General features: G+C 36.3%; 15 protein-coding genes. 9 read left to right on the plus strand and 6 right to left on the minus strand.

Annotated features, from left to right (window positions below):
- A partial coding sequence (locus J671_RS25000) for an IS30 family transposase (RefSeq protein WP_003123972.1) occupies positions 1-332 on the plus strand: 332 nt, incomplete at its 5' end.
- Positions 333-532: 200 nt separating this feature from the next.
- On the opposite strand, the gene J671_RS09595 is transcribed toward J671_RS25000, so the two are convergent.
- A complete protein-coding gene (locus J671_RS09595) occupies positions 533-1,966 on the minus strand; it encodes an amino acid permease (RefSeq protein ID WP_031982079.1) in 1,434 nt (477 codons plus the stop codon).
- Positions 1,967-2,381: 415 nt separating this feature from the next.
- The gene (locus tag J671_RS09600; protein ID WP_031982082.1) at positions 2,382-3,659 is read right to left on the minus strand and encodes a hypothetical protein; all 1,278 of its coding nucleotides are present in this window, start codon (positions 3,657-3,659) and stop codon (positions 2,382-2,384) included.
- A 127-nt stretch (positions 3,660-3,786) separates the two neighbouring features.
- Here J671_RS09600 and J671_RS09605 point away from each other — a divergent pair, with 127 nt between their 5' ends.
- Entirely contained in the window at positions 3,787-4,581 is a 795-nt protein-coding gene (locus tag J671_RS09605; RefSeq protein WP_031982083.1) for a class I SAM-dependent methyltransferase, read from the plus strand.
- Between the two features lie 15 nt (positions 4,582-4,596).
- Entirely contained in the window at positions 4,597-5,130 is a 534-nt protein-coding gene (locus tag J671_RS09610; RefSeq protein WP_002048806.1) for a hypothetical protein, read from the plus strand.
- Between the two features lie 48 nt (positions 5,131-5,178).
- Here J671_RS09610 and J671_RS09615 read toward each other — a convergent pair whose 3' ends face one another.
- Positions 5,179-5,751, minus strand: a complete 573-nt coding sequence (locus tag J671_RS09615; protein WP_006580734.1) for a hypothetical protein — start codon at positions 5,749-5,751, stop codon at positions 5,179-5,181.
- Positions 5,752-5,890: 139 nt separating this feature from the next.
- Positions 5,891-6,358 (minus strand): Holliday junction resolvase-like protein, encoded by a 468-nt coding sequence (locus J671_RS09620; protein WP_031982084.1) that lies wholly within the window; start codon positions 6,356-6,358, stop codon positions 5,891-5,893.
- Between the two features lie 158 nt (positions 6,359-6,516).
- Between J671_RS09620 and J671_RS09625 the strand changes: the two genes are divergently transcribed.
- From J671_RS09625 to yccS, 4 genes are all read left to right on the plus strand, one after another.
- On the plus strand, positions 6,517-7,161 hold the full coding sequence (locus J671_RS09625; protein WP_031982086.1) for a ParA family protein: 645 nt from the start codon (positions 6,517-6,519) through the stop codon (positions 7,159-7,161).
- 125 nt (positions 7,162-7,286) lie between these two features.
- Positions 7,287-8,405: an AI-2E family transporter gene (locus J671_RS09630; protein WP_002048810.1), complete on the plus strand. Its 1,119-nt coding sequence runs from the start codon at positions 7,287-7,289 to the stop codon at positions 8,403-8,405.
- 116 nt (positions 8,406-8,521) lie between these two features.
- Positions 8,522-9,097 (plus strand): superoxide dismutase family protein, encoded by a 576-nt coding sequence (gene sodC / locus J671_RS09635; protein ID WP_022575983.1) that lies wholly within the window; start codon positions 8,522-8,524, stop codon positions 9,095-9,097.
- A gap of 194 nt (positions 9,098-9,291) precedes the next feature.
- Entirely contained in the window at positions 9,292-11,442 is a 2,151-nt protein-coding gene (gene yccS / locus J671_RS09640; protein ID WP_031982088.1) for a YccS family putative transporter, read from the plus strand.
- Between the two features lie 36 nt (positions 11,443-11,478).
- On the opposite strand, the gene J671_RS09645 is transcribed toward yccS, so the two are convergent.
- Both J671_RS09645 and J671_RS09650 read right to left on the minus strand, forming a co-directional pair.
- The gene (locus tag J671_RS09645; protein WP_031982090.1) at positions 11,479-12,708 is read right to left on the minus strand and encodes an MFS transporter; all 1,230 of its coding nucleotides are present in this window, start codon (positions 12,706-12,708) and stop codon (positions 11,479-11,481) included.
- Positions 12,709-13,076: 368 nt separating this feature from the next.
- The gene (locus tag J671_RS09650; protein WP_002051788.1) at positions 13,077-13,442 is read right to left on the minus strand and encodes a hypothetical protein; all 366 of its coding nucleotides are present in this window, start codon (positions 13,440-13,442) and stop codon (positions 13,077-13,079) included.
- Between the two features lie 221 nt (positions 13,443-13,663).
- On the opposite strand from J671_RS09650, the gene J671_RS09655 reads away from it, so the two are divergent.
- Together J671_RS09655 and J671_RS09660 are read left to right on the plus strand one after the other, a co-directional pair.
- A complete protein-coding gene (locus J671_RS09655; RefSeq protein WP_002051666.1) occupies positions 13,664-14,251 on the plus strand; it encodes an NAD(P)H-dependent oxidoreductase in 588 nt (195 codons plus the stop codon).
- A gap of 13 nt (positions 14,252-14,264) precedes the next feature.
- Positions 14,265-14,579: a putative quinol monooxygenase gene (locus tag J671_RS09660; RefSeq protein ID WP_031982091.1), complete on the plus strand. Its 315-nt coding sequence runs from the start codon at positions 14,265-14,267 to the stop codon at positions 14,577-14,579.
- Positions 14,580-14,623: the final 44 nt, after the last annotated feature.

A 14,623-nucleotide genomic window follows, 5' to 3' on the forward strand; every position in this document is an offset into this window, starting at 1 on the left:
CTGCAGAACTGCGTAAAACGTTGACCTATGACCGTGGACGCGAGATGTCAGAACATAAAATACTCGAAGAAGATTTAGGCATAGATGTATATTTCTGTGACCCACATTCACCTTGGCAAAAAGGCACATGCGAAAATATGAATGGTTTAATTAGGCAATATTTACCTAAAGGGATTGATTTAAATCAGGCAGATCAGCATTATTTAAATCAAGTTGCCATGTCACTGAATACTCGTCCTAGAAAGGCGTTAGATTGGCTTACACCATTAGAGAAATTTGCTCAGCTTGTTGATTATCATATGGCTTTTGAAACTGTCGCACCTCATGTTTGAATTCGCCCTTATAATAATTAGCTATTAATAACATTCCGATAAATGGTTAATTTATGAATCATTATTTGAATTTATTATTAAAATAAAAAAAACATTTTTAAAAAAAATATATAAAAGTACTCTTCTATGCACAATTTATAGACATAAAAAAAAGGTCCCATGAGGGACCTCTTATCAATCAAATTAAGCAGTAAATAGGCTTAGTTTAGAGCACTCTCTTTCTTACGATAAAAGACAAAATAGCTGATATAACACAGTAAGATAAAGATAATACAGCAGATAAATCCAACCTGCATAGATGGATCAAACACCATACTGATACAAGTAACTATACAAAATAGCCCACCTACAATTGGAGTAAGAGGGAAAAGCGGAGCAGCGAAACGTAAATCTTTTGCTGTCTTTCCTGACTTATACCATTGTCTACGGAAGTTAAATTGTGAAATACAAATGGCAATCCAAACAACAACCATTGTAAAGGCAGCAACACCTAACAAATTTTTGAAAATTGTTTCTGGTGCAAACTGTTCTGAAAGCAACCCAGGAATAGCACCAAACATCGTCACAATAATGGCAACAATAGGTGTGCCAGATGGTGTAAGTTTAGCGAAAATTTTAGGTAATTGATTTTTTGCTGAAAGCGACCACATCATTCGTGATGCAGCAAATAAACCAGAATTGGCAGCTGAAAGCAGCGCCGTAATAATTACGAAGCGGATAATGTCTTCTGCATACGGAATACCAATATAATTAAATACTGTCACAAATGGACTACTGCTCACATCATTTGCATTAAGACCAGCAAGATGAAATGGAAGCAAAGAACAAATGACAACAATTGTCCCCACAAAGAATATGAGCAAACGCCAAATCGCTGCATTAATTGCCTTAGGTACAGTCTTTGCCGGTTCCTCCGCCTCACCTGCAGCAACTCCAATAAGCTCAGTACCAGAGAAGGCAAAGTTTACAATGAGCATGGTTGTGAAAATTGGGAATAAACCGTGCGGGAACCAACCTTGAGCCGTTAAATTGCTGAATAACGGCGCTGTTTCATGTCCGTGATAAGGAATAAAACCAAAAATTGCCAATAAACCCAAAGTAATAAATACAATAATTGTTATAACTTTAATCAGAGCAAGCCAGAACTCAGATTCAGCAAATAAACGCGTTGAACTAATATTAAGGAAAAAGACAAGACCACCAAAAAACAAAGTCCACGCCCAAACAGAAGTAGATGGAAACCATTCCTTAACCAGCAAAGCTGCGGCAGTAAATTCAGTTCCTAAAGTGGCAGTCCAAGTCAACCAATATAGCCAGGTAATCATATAACCTGTGCCTGGACCAATATAGCGTCGTGCGTATTCACCGAAAGAGCCCGATTCAGGCACATGAACCGCTAGCTCACCAAGACAGAGCATAACGGTGTAGGCAATCAAACCGCCCAAGAAATAAGAGATAATTGCGCCAATTGGGCCAGCTTGAGCAATTACGTCGCCAGACCCTAAAAAAAGACCTGTACCTATGGCACCGCCAAGGGAGATCATCACCAAATGTCGAGTACTCATTGCTCGTTTCAAAGGTGCAGAACTTCCATGTTGCGATGCATCATTATTCCGATAATTTAATGATTGCATATAAAAAAACTGTAACGACAATTTAGTAAAAAATCATTTTAGGAGAAAAAAATAAATATGCAATTATCTTTGAATAGTGAAGCTATTTTAAGCACACCTTCTCAAAACAAATAAAATTGCAATAAAAAACAATTAATTAATAGACTCCAAAGCAATCATTGTATTTTAAACAACCCAACAATATTTCTTTAATTTATATAAAACTAAAAACCATTAATTTTTAAATATAATAATTTTTCGCTTAATTTATCATGGCTACTTTTAGCTCTATCTTTATTTAAAAATTAATCGCATTATTTATTTAAATAATGACTTTTGATTTTATATACAAATAAATTAATAAAAAAATATTTTTTGAGCAAAAAATAAAGCCCAAATTTGAAGATTTGGACTTTATTTAATCAGTAAATTAAAATTAATAACTGGTCAGTACAAATTGTTGCGATGGTTGAACTGAACCTTCAATGTAGTCACAAACGCCTTGTTCATCACAATCTAAATTGAATTGCTTGTAGCTCAATGCAAAAAAATCAGAATATTGTTTAATGACAAACGGACTCATATCCGAGCTTAATGCGTCACCTTGTTTAAATAATTTAATAATTTTTCGGTCATTCATACCTAACAAATAAATTTCATTATTTAATTCAATGTGTGCAACTCCAGTCTGCTCTGCCACGATCGGAATCAGATATGATGTATTTGCGAGCAGCACATCTACAGCATAGCTTTCAAGTTTCAAATTAATTAAATTGAATACCAAGACTGTACCAGAGTGAGTCTGCAAACCTTTTTTATAGCTTGCAGCTTGCTGGATGTACTGAATTTTAATTCCAAGCTTTTGGAAGTCGTGCTCAGTCGCCTGCTTTGTTTTTACAAGACTACGTGTAATGGCTTGCTTGAGCGGGGTATCTAAATAACGCTCATCTAATTGAAAATCATTTTGTCGTAAAATTTTCAATAACATGCTGTCATGATATGTCAGCACATTGGCAAGTACATTACGATAATAGAATTTACTTTGTTTTTTGATTTTACGAACGTGTTGATAGAAATACGTTTCATCAAATTCATGTTCAATAAAATCATGTAAAAGACTTGAACTCGCCAATACAGATAAAGCTTCATGCCCTGTAAAAGGTAAATGAATCGTATGTAAACTTGGCAATAGCTCTTTTATTTTTAAGTAATGTTCGCGATCGACAACAAAGTAAGGATCATAAACAATAATATATTCACGACTTGCATCTACATCTTGCAACTGAATTTGCATATCTTTATTTGCAACAGCATCAAAGAATTCAGCATAGCGGCGGTCTTCAACCTGTTCAGGGTCAATTGAATATTGAGGAACAAATGCAATGATTCGATTCATATTTAATAAGTTCGAATACTTGATTGCTGCATAGCCGCCCATTGAGCCGCCATAACCTACAATATTTTTAAAACGCTGAATAACAGGCAAAATGGCTTTAGCCATTTCAACCATACTGGCTTTTGGGAACCATGATTTTTGTTTTGGCATAATCCCAATAACATTGTATTGGTACTTTATTAGAGACTTTTCAGCATTGATAGATAAGCCACTCGCTCGGGTAATCAAATCGCCAAAAGAGAGAACTAATGTATTAGAATCGCCTTGTAAAAAAATGGCTCTAATGTGTTCGTCTTCAAAAATAATTTGCTTATCCATGCTCACACCGAAAGAAAATTTACTCCCACATACATCGTCAAAAATGAAACAAAATAGGTGTTTTGCCAATTTATGATTGCGGAGTATCTTATTTTATAGATGCCAGTCAGATTAAAAAGCGCAAAATATGACACAATCCTTACATCCTGCCGCTCAAAAAGGATTCAGCTCCGCTGCGGAGCTTTATCAGCAAGTTAGGCCGAATTATCCAGCAGAAATAGTCAGTTGGCTGCAAGAACGTCTCCAAATACATGAAAATTCTACTGTTATTGATCTTGGCTCAGGTACTGGCAAATTCTTACCCTACTTAAAACAAACACGTGCCAATATTATTGCAGTAGAGCCAATTGGCGAGATGTTACAACAGCTTCAGCAAGCCTATACTGATATTAAAACTTTACAGGCATTTAGCCATGCTATTCCGGTAAATGATCAACAAATTGATGCGGTCATTTGCGCTCAATCTTTCCATTGGTTCGACAACATGGAAACACTGACCGAAATCCATCGAATATTAAAACCGCAAGGACATTTAGGTCTCGTTTGGAATCAGCGTGATGAGCGTACAGACTGGGTGAAAGCCTTAGCCGATTTTTTACTACCTCTTGAAGGCGATACACCGCGTTACCATAGTGAAAAGTGGAAAAAGGTTTTTGAAAACCAAAATCTATTTAGTTTTGACAGATTAGAAACTTTTTCGCAATCACAGCATGGTACTGTCGAACAAGTGGTGAGTAAAAGATTACTCTCTACAAGTTTTATTGCAGCAATGACTGAAAAAGATCAATTACAGCTCAAAGCTCAATTTGAAAAAATTGTTTATGATTTTACAGGGCTAGGCCCACAAGATCAGATTGATTTTCCATATGTCACATATGCATATCACTTTCAGAAAAGTACGTCGTCAAATCATAGAGAATAGGTTCGGTTGAAAGCTATGTTTAAAAAAACGCCTCATATCATTTTAATGTCTTTGCTCAGCTCTAGCCTATTATTGACTGCTTGTAAAAAAGCAGATGAACCAGCAAAGACCGAACAACATCAGACAAATTCATCTACCGATCAGGTGATGGAAAAGCTCAATGAAAGACCTGTTAAAAAGTTCGCAGCCACTGCTGACGATGCGCATGACATTGCTTTATTAGAAGACTATGACCGTCGCTTTACTGAAATGAGCGATGAAATGGAAACTGAACTAGAAAAAATGCATGCAGCAGGTACACTTACCACAGAGTTTGAACAAAAACGTACACTTGATAATGTTCGCTCAGCATTGACCATGTTAAAAGACCTCGACTTAAAAACTGAACAAGGTCGCTATATTCAAGGCTTACTTTATCAATATTGGGAAAATCAAGAAAAACATATCAGTGATAAACAGGCCAATAAAGATGAACAAGTCAATCAACTTGCTGACTACTTACAAGCTCAGAATCAGTTGAAATACTGGAAAGCTTCACAGCAGCATTAATTTTATAGTGTGCAATAAAAAGCCTTCTGAACAAGAAGGCTTTTTAATTTATATATTTTGTTTTTCAACCCAATGAATCGATTGAACACGAAATAACTCACAAGCACCATCACCTGTATCACTTGAGGTTAAAGATGATCGCCAAACTAAATTTTTATCTTTAATTTCGACCAATTCACCTTTGAGGTATACCAAGTCACCGCGCTTAACTTGTTTAATTTGTTGAGCAATTTGAGGACTCGCAGGAATGATGTGCATATTAGACACCATTTGCATCGCTTGCTCAGCAGGTACAGGAAGCTTACTCATTTTCCAGTTCAAATAGCGGTCATACTGTTTAACTGAAATGGTACGAGCAATATCTGGTTGAGCAAATAGCCCCCAACTTACCGCATAATCGATCGGTGAGAACTTAGCTTGTTCATCATTTTTATAAATTTTTGAACCTAAAATTCTAAAATTGCCTTGAAATGGCTGTAACACAGAAATTGACTGATCTTTTTCAATCGGTAACAAACCATTTGCAATATTATATTCACCAGAAGTAGAGGCCGTCGAAGCAAAAGCTGAGCTGATACATAAAGAGGCCAATAAGCCTAACATTACATGTTGTTTTTTCATCGCTTTATACCTCAAATATTACTAGATCAAATGCAGCAGATCTCTAATTTATAGTAGCTCTAAGCGATGAAAAAAATATCGGTATTTAGTAACAATACAGATCAATTTCGTCTATTTTTGTGCTTAATTAAATTGATTGTTAATCTTCAAAATCAATTCGCAACGTTTCAAAGCGTACCTTTCCTTCTTTTATTGCTTGAGCAATTGCTTGCTGTCCTTTGGTTAGACGAGCTCCCCCACTTTTAATATCAAGCAAGATAATCTGGATATCCTCGGCAGTTCCATCTCCATCTCTAAAATCGGTATAGCCATCAAAAATAACATAATCAACCGGGTCACCCAAAAATTTGGCATCACTTGGTAAGTATTGAAACTCAGGTAAAATCGGAGCAAATTGTTCTGCCATTTTACCTTTTAATACAGCGCGGCTTGTATTCACACTCCGCTTTTGTGCCTGAGCAAGGGCCTGTTGATGCTCAAGCTCTAACTCTGCAATGTATTGCTCGTATTCAGCCTTGATTCGACCATTACGGGTATTTGATAAAACAAGCGTTGTGATAATAATACCAATACCAGCACCTATAAGCATGGCCAGCCATACGGACATAAATTTTCCTTAATAAATACATATCATCACGGTAGATGAGCAATCATATCTAAAATTACGAACTAGCTTAAACTTTTGTCAAAGGCAGTCATCTACTTCTCATAAAAAGATGCTAAGGTATAAGCAGAACAAGTGTGCTGCTGAATATAACTGAATTTATGAAAACGATACTTATTGCAAATCAAAAAGGTGGATGCGGAAAAACCATGACAGCCATTACGTTGGCAACAGCTTTGGCACAAAAAGGATATAAAGTAGCTTTAGCGGACTCTGATAACCAGAAATCTTCCTTACAATGGTTAAAGCAACGTCCAGAAAATGTAGCTGCAATTCAAAGCCTTGATTGGCGCCAAGAAAAATCTATTGGTGATGCACCTAAAAATTTAGATTATTTAATTATTGATGCACCCGGCGCTCTTTCAGGCGACCATGCTGAACAATTAGTCAGCGAAGCTCATGCGATTATTACACCACTTCAACCTTCATTTTTTGATATCGACAGTACACGTCGTTTTCTCAAGCATTTGCAGGATATTAAACGTATTCGCAAAGGAAAAGTACAAATTTTACTGCTTGCAAATCGTGTTAAACCGAATAATGCTAGCTCAAAAGATATTCAGCAATTTTTTGAAAAAATCGAACATGAACCGATTGCATGGATTGCAGAGCGTAGTGCTTATGGCAGTTTAGCAATGCAAGGTTTGAGTGTGTTTGATAAACCACAAAAAAACTTTATTGCAATCCAAAGCCAGTGGCAGCCACTTTTAAATAAACTAATCGAAGATAAGTCCGAGTGGTTTTAAAAATAACTTTTTCATTTTTATTGAGCAGGAATGTATAGATCAGCATTTCTGCCTAAAATTTGCCTCAGGTCATTTTTCAGTTAATATGACCCCATTCTATTTAAATAATTAGAGAATTTTTGTTCGTGCATCCATACGCTCCTACTTTACAGCGCGTTTTATTGTTTGGGCTGTTTTTCATCCTGTTATTTTTAGGATTTAACATCCTGAAGTACTTTATTGTACCTGTAGTTTGGGCTGCGATTATCGCTTACATGACTTGGCCAATTTATTTAAGAATTCAGCGTTTTTTTGGCGAAAACCGTAATAATTTAAATGCCACAGTCATGATTAGCTTTGTTATTTTAGTTGTTGGTGTACCCCTAATCTGTGCTATTTTTATTTTGCAACATGAAGGTCGCAATCTCTATCTTGATTTACAGCGTCAGGTTTTTTCTGGTCATTTAAGCGTACCTGATTTCATTAAAAATCTTCCTTTTATTGGCAAAGAAATAACTAGAACACTAAATGATATAAACACCGACCCAAATAGTACGATTCAGAGTATTGCAGCTTGGATACAAAGCCATTTAAGTTATGGGCGAGTTTTAATCAATGAAATTAGTAAAAATCTCGTCAAACTTGGTTTTGCAATTTTAAGTCTTTTCTTCTTTTACCGTGACGGTCACACGATCTTAACTCAAGTGAGTAAAGCCTTAGAAATGGTGATTGGCCTACGTATTCACCATTATCTAGATACAATTTCAGAAACAACCCGTGCCGTTGTCTATGGTGTCGGTTTAACTGCAATTGCTCAAGCAGTACTTGCTGGATTGAGTTATTTCGTCGCTGGTGTACCCAATCCAATGGTGCTCACGATTGCGACGTTCTTATTAGCACTCATTCCCTTCGGTACCCCTGTTTCCTATTTAGGTGTTGGTCTATGGCTGTTTTCACAAGGGCAAACCATGGAAGCCATTGGCGTGGTTTTATGGGGTGTTCTTATTGTAAGTAGCTCAGACAATGTGATTCGCCCACTTGTAATTTCTGGTGCAACTCAAATTCCGTTTTTACTGATTATGTTTGGTGTATTGGGTGGTATTGCGAGTTTTGGTTTAGTCGGTTTATTTATTGGCCCTGTTATTTTAGCTGTTTTATTAGCGATTTGGCGTGAATGGCTTCATGAAACGATTGATCCTGAACCCATGCCCAAAACGACCATGATTTATGATTCGGATGATGATTTACCACCATCTAAAAATTAAGCCAATGATTTAAAAATGTTTCAGGATACAAAGTGACTATTTAAATTAACTTGTAGGGTTTACAGGCCTTTGCTTGAATAAAAAAATCAGATTTATATCTATAAGGACATCTAATAATGCCAGTATTAAATAAAATGAGTGCAGTATGTGCACTAACAGCTTTATTAACAGTTGGTTGTAGTACGGTAAGCAAAACAGTATCTGATACGACTCATGCATTAACGACAATGCATACCAAAAAAGTAGTCGATGTAAATGAAGTCACAGCTAATGGGATTGGTAAAAAAATAGGGACGATTAGCTTTCAAGACAGTGATAAAGGCTTAATTATTACCCCTGCTTTAGCAGATTTACCAAGCGGTACTCGTGGTTTCCATATTCATGAAAATGCATCGTGTGCTCCTGCTGTTAAAGATGGAAAACAAGGTGCTGCTTTAGCTGCAGGTAGTCATTATAATCCTAATCAAGCACCACATCATGGTACGCCAACTAACGGGCACTTGGGCGACTTACCAGCATTAGTCGTCGACAGCACCGGTGTTGCTACCACCGCTGTTATTGCGCCACGTTTAAAACTTGCTGACATTCAAGGTCGCGCAATCATGATTCATGCGGGCGGTGATAACTATTCAGATTCTCCTCTACCTTTAGGCGGTGGCGGAGCACGAATTGCCTGTGGCGTAATTCAATAATTTGTTATTTTTTAAATTGTGGGTATCTAAAAAGATATCCACAATTTTGTTATTTTATTAAGCAGTTTAGACAAATTAATTATTATAAAATCTTAAAAACAAACTGACTTTTTTAAATAAAACGCATAATATTTTTCAAGTAATAAAAATTTAAATATCCCTTATCACGTACCCTCTCATTTAGAAAAAAAGCCGTGAATTATTTGACTCAAATATTTAATCGTTTTAAAGCGAATTCAATTTTAATTTACTGCCTGCAAATTTTAATTGTACTCACAGGCACAACTTTAGGCTTACTGTGGTTGGGTCATAACGAACTCATTGTTCCTGTAACGTTAGGTGCGATTGCCGCAGCACTAACAGATTTTGATGATCGCTTAAGTCTTCGTTTACGCAACTTACTGTATGTCTGCCTACTCTTTTTTACTGTCAGCACTATTCTTGGATTTTTAGCACCCTATAAACTTTTATTTATTTTATATCTTTCAATTTCAAGTGCTTGTTTCATTTTATTGGGCGCCTTAGGTCAGCGCTACGCTACCATTTCTTTTGGTACAATTTTACTTTCAATTTATAGCATGTTTGGTTTAGGAGAATATGCTCACTGGTATCAACAGCCTACTTATTTTGTCTATGGCGCACTGTGGTACGGTCTAACTTCTATTTTATTTTTTCTTTTAAAACCAACCCTTCCTTTACAAGATAAGCTTTCGCAAATTTTTGAAGAAATCTCTGCCTTACTTCAAGCTAAAGCACGCTTGTTCGATCCTGATAATAAAGAAAATGTTGAACAGCTTTTATTTGAATTATCACTCCAAAATACGCAAGTCGCGCAAAGTCTTAACCAAATACGTAGTTCCCTGCTAACTCGTCTTAAGGCATCACGAGTCAGTAATAAAAGTATTTACTGGTTAAATCTGTACTTTTTTGCCCGCGATATACATGAACAAGCGACTTCTAATTATCTACACTACGAACATATTCAACAAAACTTTAGCCGTAGTGATCTTATTTTCCGTTTTCAAAAAAATCTGCGTCTACAGGCCCAAGCTTGCCACGATTTAGCCCAATGTATTTTGCATAATCAGCAATATCAGTCTTCTCAAGAAGGACAAATTGTTTTAAACCATCTGGAAAGTTCTTTAAAAGACTGGATACAACAACACCCGCAAAATTTTGAAGTTAAAAATCTAAAATTGATTTTTAATAATTTAAAAGGCATGCATGAACAATTTGAACAGCTTCAATATACGCAGCCATTTAATGAAACGCTAAGTCAAAACAAACAAGAACACCTCAATTTACTAGATGATGATATTCAAGGTTTTTCTGATCTTGTATTAAAAATTCGGCAGCAACTAACACCACAATCTGCCCTATTTAGACATGCAATACGAATTGCGGTTGTGTTTGCTGCGGGTTACGCAATTTCTCTATTACCTTTTGCCCAACATGGCTACTGGATTTTACTCACTAGTTTATTTGTTTGCCAAATTACTTACTTTGCAACCAAAAGCCGTTTAAAGCTTAGAACAATTGGAACCTTACTTGGCGTTTTATGGGGTATTCCTATTTTGTATTTTGTTCCAAGCATTGAAGGTCAACTCATTCTCACTATTATTTGTGGAGTTAGCTTTTTCTACTTTCGCCAGAAGAAATATGCGTTGGCAACACTGATGGCAACCTTAATGGTATTGCTCATTTTCAACTTAAAAGGTGCAGGTTTCAGTATTATTTTACCTCGTCTAATCGACACCTTATTAGGCTGCTTTATTGCATGGCTTGCTGTTAATTTTATATGGCCAGACTGGAACTTTCGTAATATTCCAAACAATATTAAAAAAAGTAGCCAAGCCACACTGGATTACTTCAATGTGATTGTTGAGCAATACCAGCATGGTAAAAATCAGGACATTGAATATCGTAGAATTCGCCGTGCTGCACATAATGCACAAATTGAGCTCTCGAATATGATTTCGAGCTTAAGTGCTGAGCCCAACCCAAAACCAGAGCTGATTCATTACGCCTTTCGTTATTTAGTTTATAGTCATAGCCAGTTGAGTTATGTCGCAGCATTAGGTAGCCAAAGACAAAAAATTGAAGATCAACAGGTATTACAGCTTTTACTGGATTGCCAGCAAATTCTTAACCAAAGTTTATTTGAACAAGTTTCTGTTGACTTGAATTTTATTGAGCAAACTTTAAAGCAAATTCAAAGCTTAACAACTCATGAAGACTTTTCAGAAAGCTACACGCTCGTGTTAAAACAAATGAGCTTACTATTAGAAACCTTGCCTGAGTTGTTGACTCTTAAAGGCAAACTTTTAGAACAAGAAATTAAGTAGAATAAAAAATACCGGAATATAAATTCCGGTATTTTTTTAATGTAAATTTTGTGCAACTCTTTCCTGCATTTCCCCTTTTAAAGCCAAGCGTGGTTGAGTAAACCACAGTGCGATAAATGCAAAAGCAGATAGCACGAAAGCCCATAAGTGAAATTGAGTATAGAGATAACGTACCAGCTCAATCATTGCAAAAAAGCTCGTCATTAATAGCATTGAAACAGCAGCAGCTACAGTTCCTTTCGACACTTCAGATGACATCAGTGCAAAGCGATACAACACTGAGAAACTAATTCCTTCACCAAAACAAATGAGTGTCATTCCTGTAAGTAAACAAGGAATTAAATAGGTTTGCCAAACAACACCTAATATTAAAATGACTGTACCAGTGAGCATAATTGGTAAACCAATCAGGACTGTTTTACCTAAAGCCAAACGGTCAATAATTTTAATTAAAACGATGTTACCTACAATTAAACCTAAAAATACTGGGAATTGAGCTAATCCATATTGCACACTCGTTAGCTTGAGCTCATCGACCAAAATAATTGGCGATAATGCAATCCAAAGCATAAGCGGCATACCGACAAGCGGTAAGGCTAGCGTTAAACCAAGGAATTGCCGATTGCTAAATACTTTTTTAAAGTCATCAAAAAGATAACTAAAAGGCTGTTTGGTCACACTTACCTTCTGACTCGGCATTTGTTTCTTTAAGCCAACCCAACTCAGCAGTGCAAGTAAAGCAATTGCCACAAAACCCCAGTGCCAAGATACATAATCAATTAAGAAAGCTCCAAGTACAGGTCCTAGCAAGGGCGCAAGCAATGAGATGTTTGCCATGAGTGCCATGACTTTAATTGCATCACGTTCGGCAAAATTTTCTTGAATTGCCGCATATCCGACTGCTGAAATTACACTTAGCCCAATACCTTGTAGAAAACGTAGCGTCAGAAAGTGTTCGATTTGTTTTGTTAATAAAATTAAAAAACAACATAAGGCAAAAAATAATACACCAGTTAAAAGAACTTTCTTACGGCCCAATCGGTCTGATAAAGGCCCAAGTAACCATGCAACAGATGCACCACCTAATAAATAAAATGACATTGAAGACGGTGCCCAAGTTGCACTCACACCAAAATCTTCAGTAATTGCCAACATAGCTGGCTGAATCAGGTCATTACCAATATAAACCGCAAATTCAAATAGCACTAAAGCTAAAGGAAACATCAACGTTGTACGGTTCAACGCTGTCGTTTGAATATTATTCATGAGTTGTACACTTCAAAATAGCGGCCAAAATGTCTCAGCAACTACATATTGAAATAAATAATGTAGTCATGACGATGACAGTATGGTCAGTCAATCTTTAGTTAAGCTGTTATATGCCGTGAGAGTGCATGTTTAGAATGTGAAACACCGTATTCACAAGGTGTCTAAGACAAGAAAAAATGTATGACGTGAGATTCGGTAATTTTTACCATTTGGCTTAATTGCCGGATGACACAATATCACTTTTTATATTGATCAGCAATCGGACAATTTCAACCATTTTAAATTCTATATTTTGCTTAGCCTCAATCCACTTTTATATTGTGAATAACCTTAAAGTTATCCACATATCTCCTAAAGATTCAGCCTTAAGGACAAGGATTAACTTGGAAATCTGTTGTTTCCTGCCCTTTTGTACATTGGTAGCTTTGCTTTTTATTTACGATTTTCCAAATGGTCTGATCACGTTTTAATAAATATTCAGTACGTGTTTTTGATATAGCATCTTCACTAGGCACAGTTTGTAAAATAGTTACTTGTGCATTAGAAGCATCATCCAAAGCATTCATTTGCTGTGAAATACTTAAATTACTTGCGTTATTTAAAAGGTTGGGTTGATCGATCAAAACAGCTTGTATCGGACTATTAGCTTGAGGTGTAGGTGGGTTTGTATTCGGTGTACATGCACTCAGAACCAATAAATTACACATCATGAGTAAACCAATTTTTTTCATACTCAACTCCACCACAACTTCACCTTGATGCTAAAGGCTACAAACAATTTTTTCCGTTCAACTTTGTAAAATATATCTTTCAAGTAAAGCATAAATACAATATATCCAGTCCATATTAGTGATTTTTACTCAATAATATTTTTCCAATTACTGCATTTTTCTCTAAGAGTATCTTCTCTAAAGTATCGTTCAAGTTTAAGAATTGAATTAGAGAAACTTCCATGAGCAATATTTTAGTCATTAATGGCGCTAAACAATTTGCGCATTCAAATGGTGAATTAAATGACACACTCACGGCATTGGCAACGGACCATCTCACTGAATTAGGCCATGACGTACAAGTCACTCGTGCAGATAGCGACTACAATGCAGAAGCTGAGGTAGAAAAATTCTTATGGGCAGATGTCGTGATTTATCAAATGCCCGGCTGGTGGATGGGTGCACCGTGGACTGTAAAGAAATATATTGATGATGTATTTACAACAGGTCACGGTTCATTATATGCAAACGATGGTCGTAGCCGTTCTGATGCCTCAAAAAAATATGGTTCAGGTGGTTTAATTCATGACAAGAAATATATGCTGTCACTCACTTGGAATGCACCGATGGAAGCATTTGACGATGCGGATCAGTTCTTCCACGGCGTTGGTGTAGATGGTGTTTATTTACCATTTCATAAAGCCAATCAGTTTTTAGGTATGAGCACTCTGCCAACTTTCATTGTAAACGATGTGATTAAAATGCCTGACATTGATAGTTATGTTGAAGAATATAAAGCACATCTAAACACTGTATTTGCAGCAGCTTAATAAGGAGAACACAATGCTTACCATTATTGCGGAAATTCGTATTCAATCGGGCGGACAGCACCGCCAAAACGTATTGGATGCATTTCAGAAAATCATTCCAACTGTTTTAGCAGAAGAAGGTTGTCATGGTTATAAACCTTTAATTGACCATAAATCAAATGCGAGCTTCCAGACTCAAGAGCCTGACACGATTGTTATGTTAGAAAAATGGGAAAGCGTGGCTCATCTTGAAGCACACTTAGCTACACCTCATATGCAAGCGCATCATGAAGCAGTCAAAGATGATGTCGTTGATGTCAAAATTAGAATTTTAGAGAGTGGCGCATAATTTAAAGGGTATAAAAAAGACGATATATTTATCGTCTTTTTATT

Source organism: Acinetobacter sp. 1130196, from assembly GCF_000588095.1.
Taxonomy (GTDB): Bacteria; Pseudomonadota; Gammaproteobacteria; order Pseudomonadales; family Moraxellaceae; genus Acinetobacter; species Acinetobacter nosocomialis.

Bases quoted from the DNA above. Each gene is read 5' to 3' on its own strand.
- J671_RS09595 (WP_031982079.1), bottom strand. From the start codon at position 1,966: ATGCAATCATTAAATTATCGGAATAATGATGCATCGCAACATGGAAGT.
- J671_RS09600 (WP_031982082.1), bottom strand. From the start codon at position 3,659: ATGGATAAGCAAATTATTTTTGAAGACGAACACATTAGAGCCATTTTT.
- J671_RS09605 (WP_031982083.1), top strand. From the start codon at position 3,787: ATGACACAATCCTTACATCCTGCCGCTCAAAAAGGATTCAGCTCCGCT.
- J671_RS09610 (WP_002048806.1), top strand. From the start codon at position 4,597: ATGTTTAAAAAAACGCCTCATATCATTTTAATGTCTTTGCTCAGCTCT.
- J671_RS09615 (WP_006580734.1), bottom strand. From the start codon at position 5,751: ATGAAAAAACAACATGTAATGTTAGGCTTATTGGCCTCTTTATGTATC.
- J671_RS09620 (WP_031982084.1), bottom strand. From the start codon at position 6,358: ATGTCCGTATGGCTGGCCATGCTTATAGGTGCTGGTATTGGTATTATT.
- J671_RS09625 (WP_031982086.1), top strand. From the start codon at position 6,517: ATGAAAACGATACTTATTGCAAATCAAAAAGGTGGATGCGGAAAAACC.
- sodC (WP_022575983.1), top strand. From the start codon at position 8,522: ATGCCAGTATTAAATAAAATGAGTGCAGTATGTGCACTAACAGCTTTA.
- J671_RS09645 (WP_031982090.1), bottom strand. From the start codon at position 12,708: ATGAATAATATTCAAACGACAGCGTTGAACCGTACAACGTTGATGTTT.
- J671_RS09650 (WP_002051788.1), bottom strand. From the start codon at position 13,442: ATGAAAAAAATTGGTTTACTCATGATGTGTAATTTATTGGTTCTGAGT.
- J671_RS09655 (WP_002051666.1), top strand. From the start codon at position 13,664: ATGAGCAATATTTTAGTCATTAATGGCGCTAAACAATTTGCGCATTCA.
- J671_RS09660 (WP_031982091.1), top strand. From the start codon at position 14,265: ATGCTTACCATTATTGCGGAAATTCGTATTCAATCGGGCGGACAGCAC.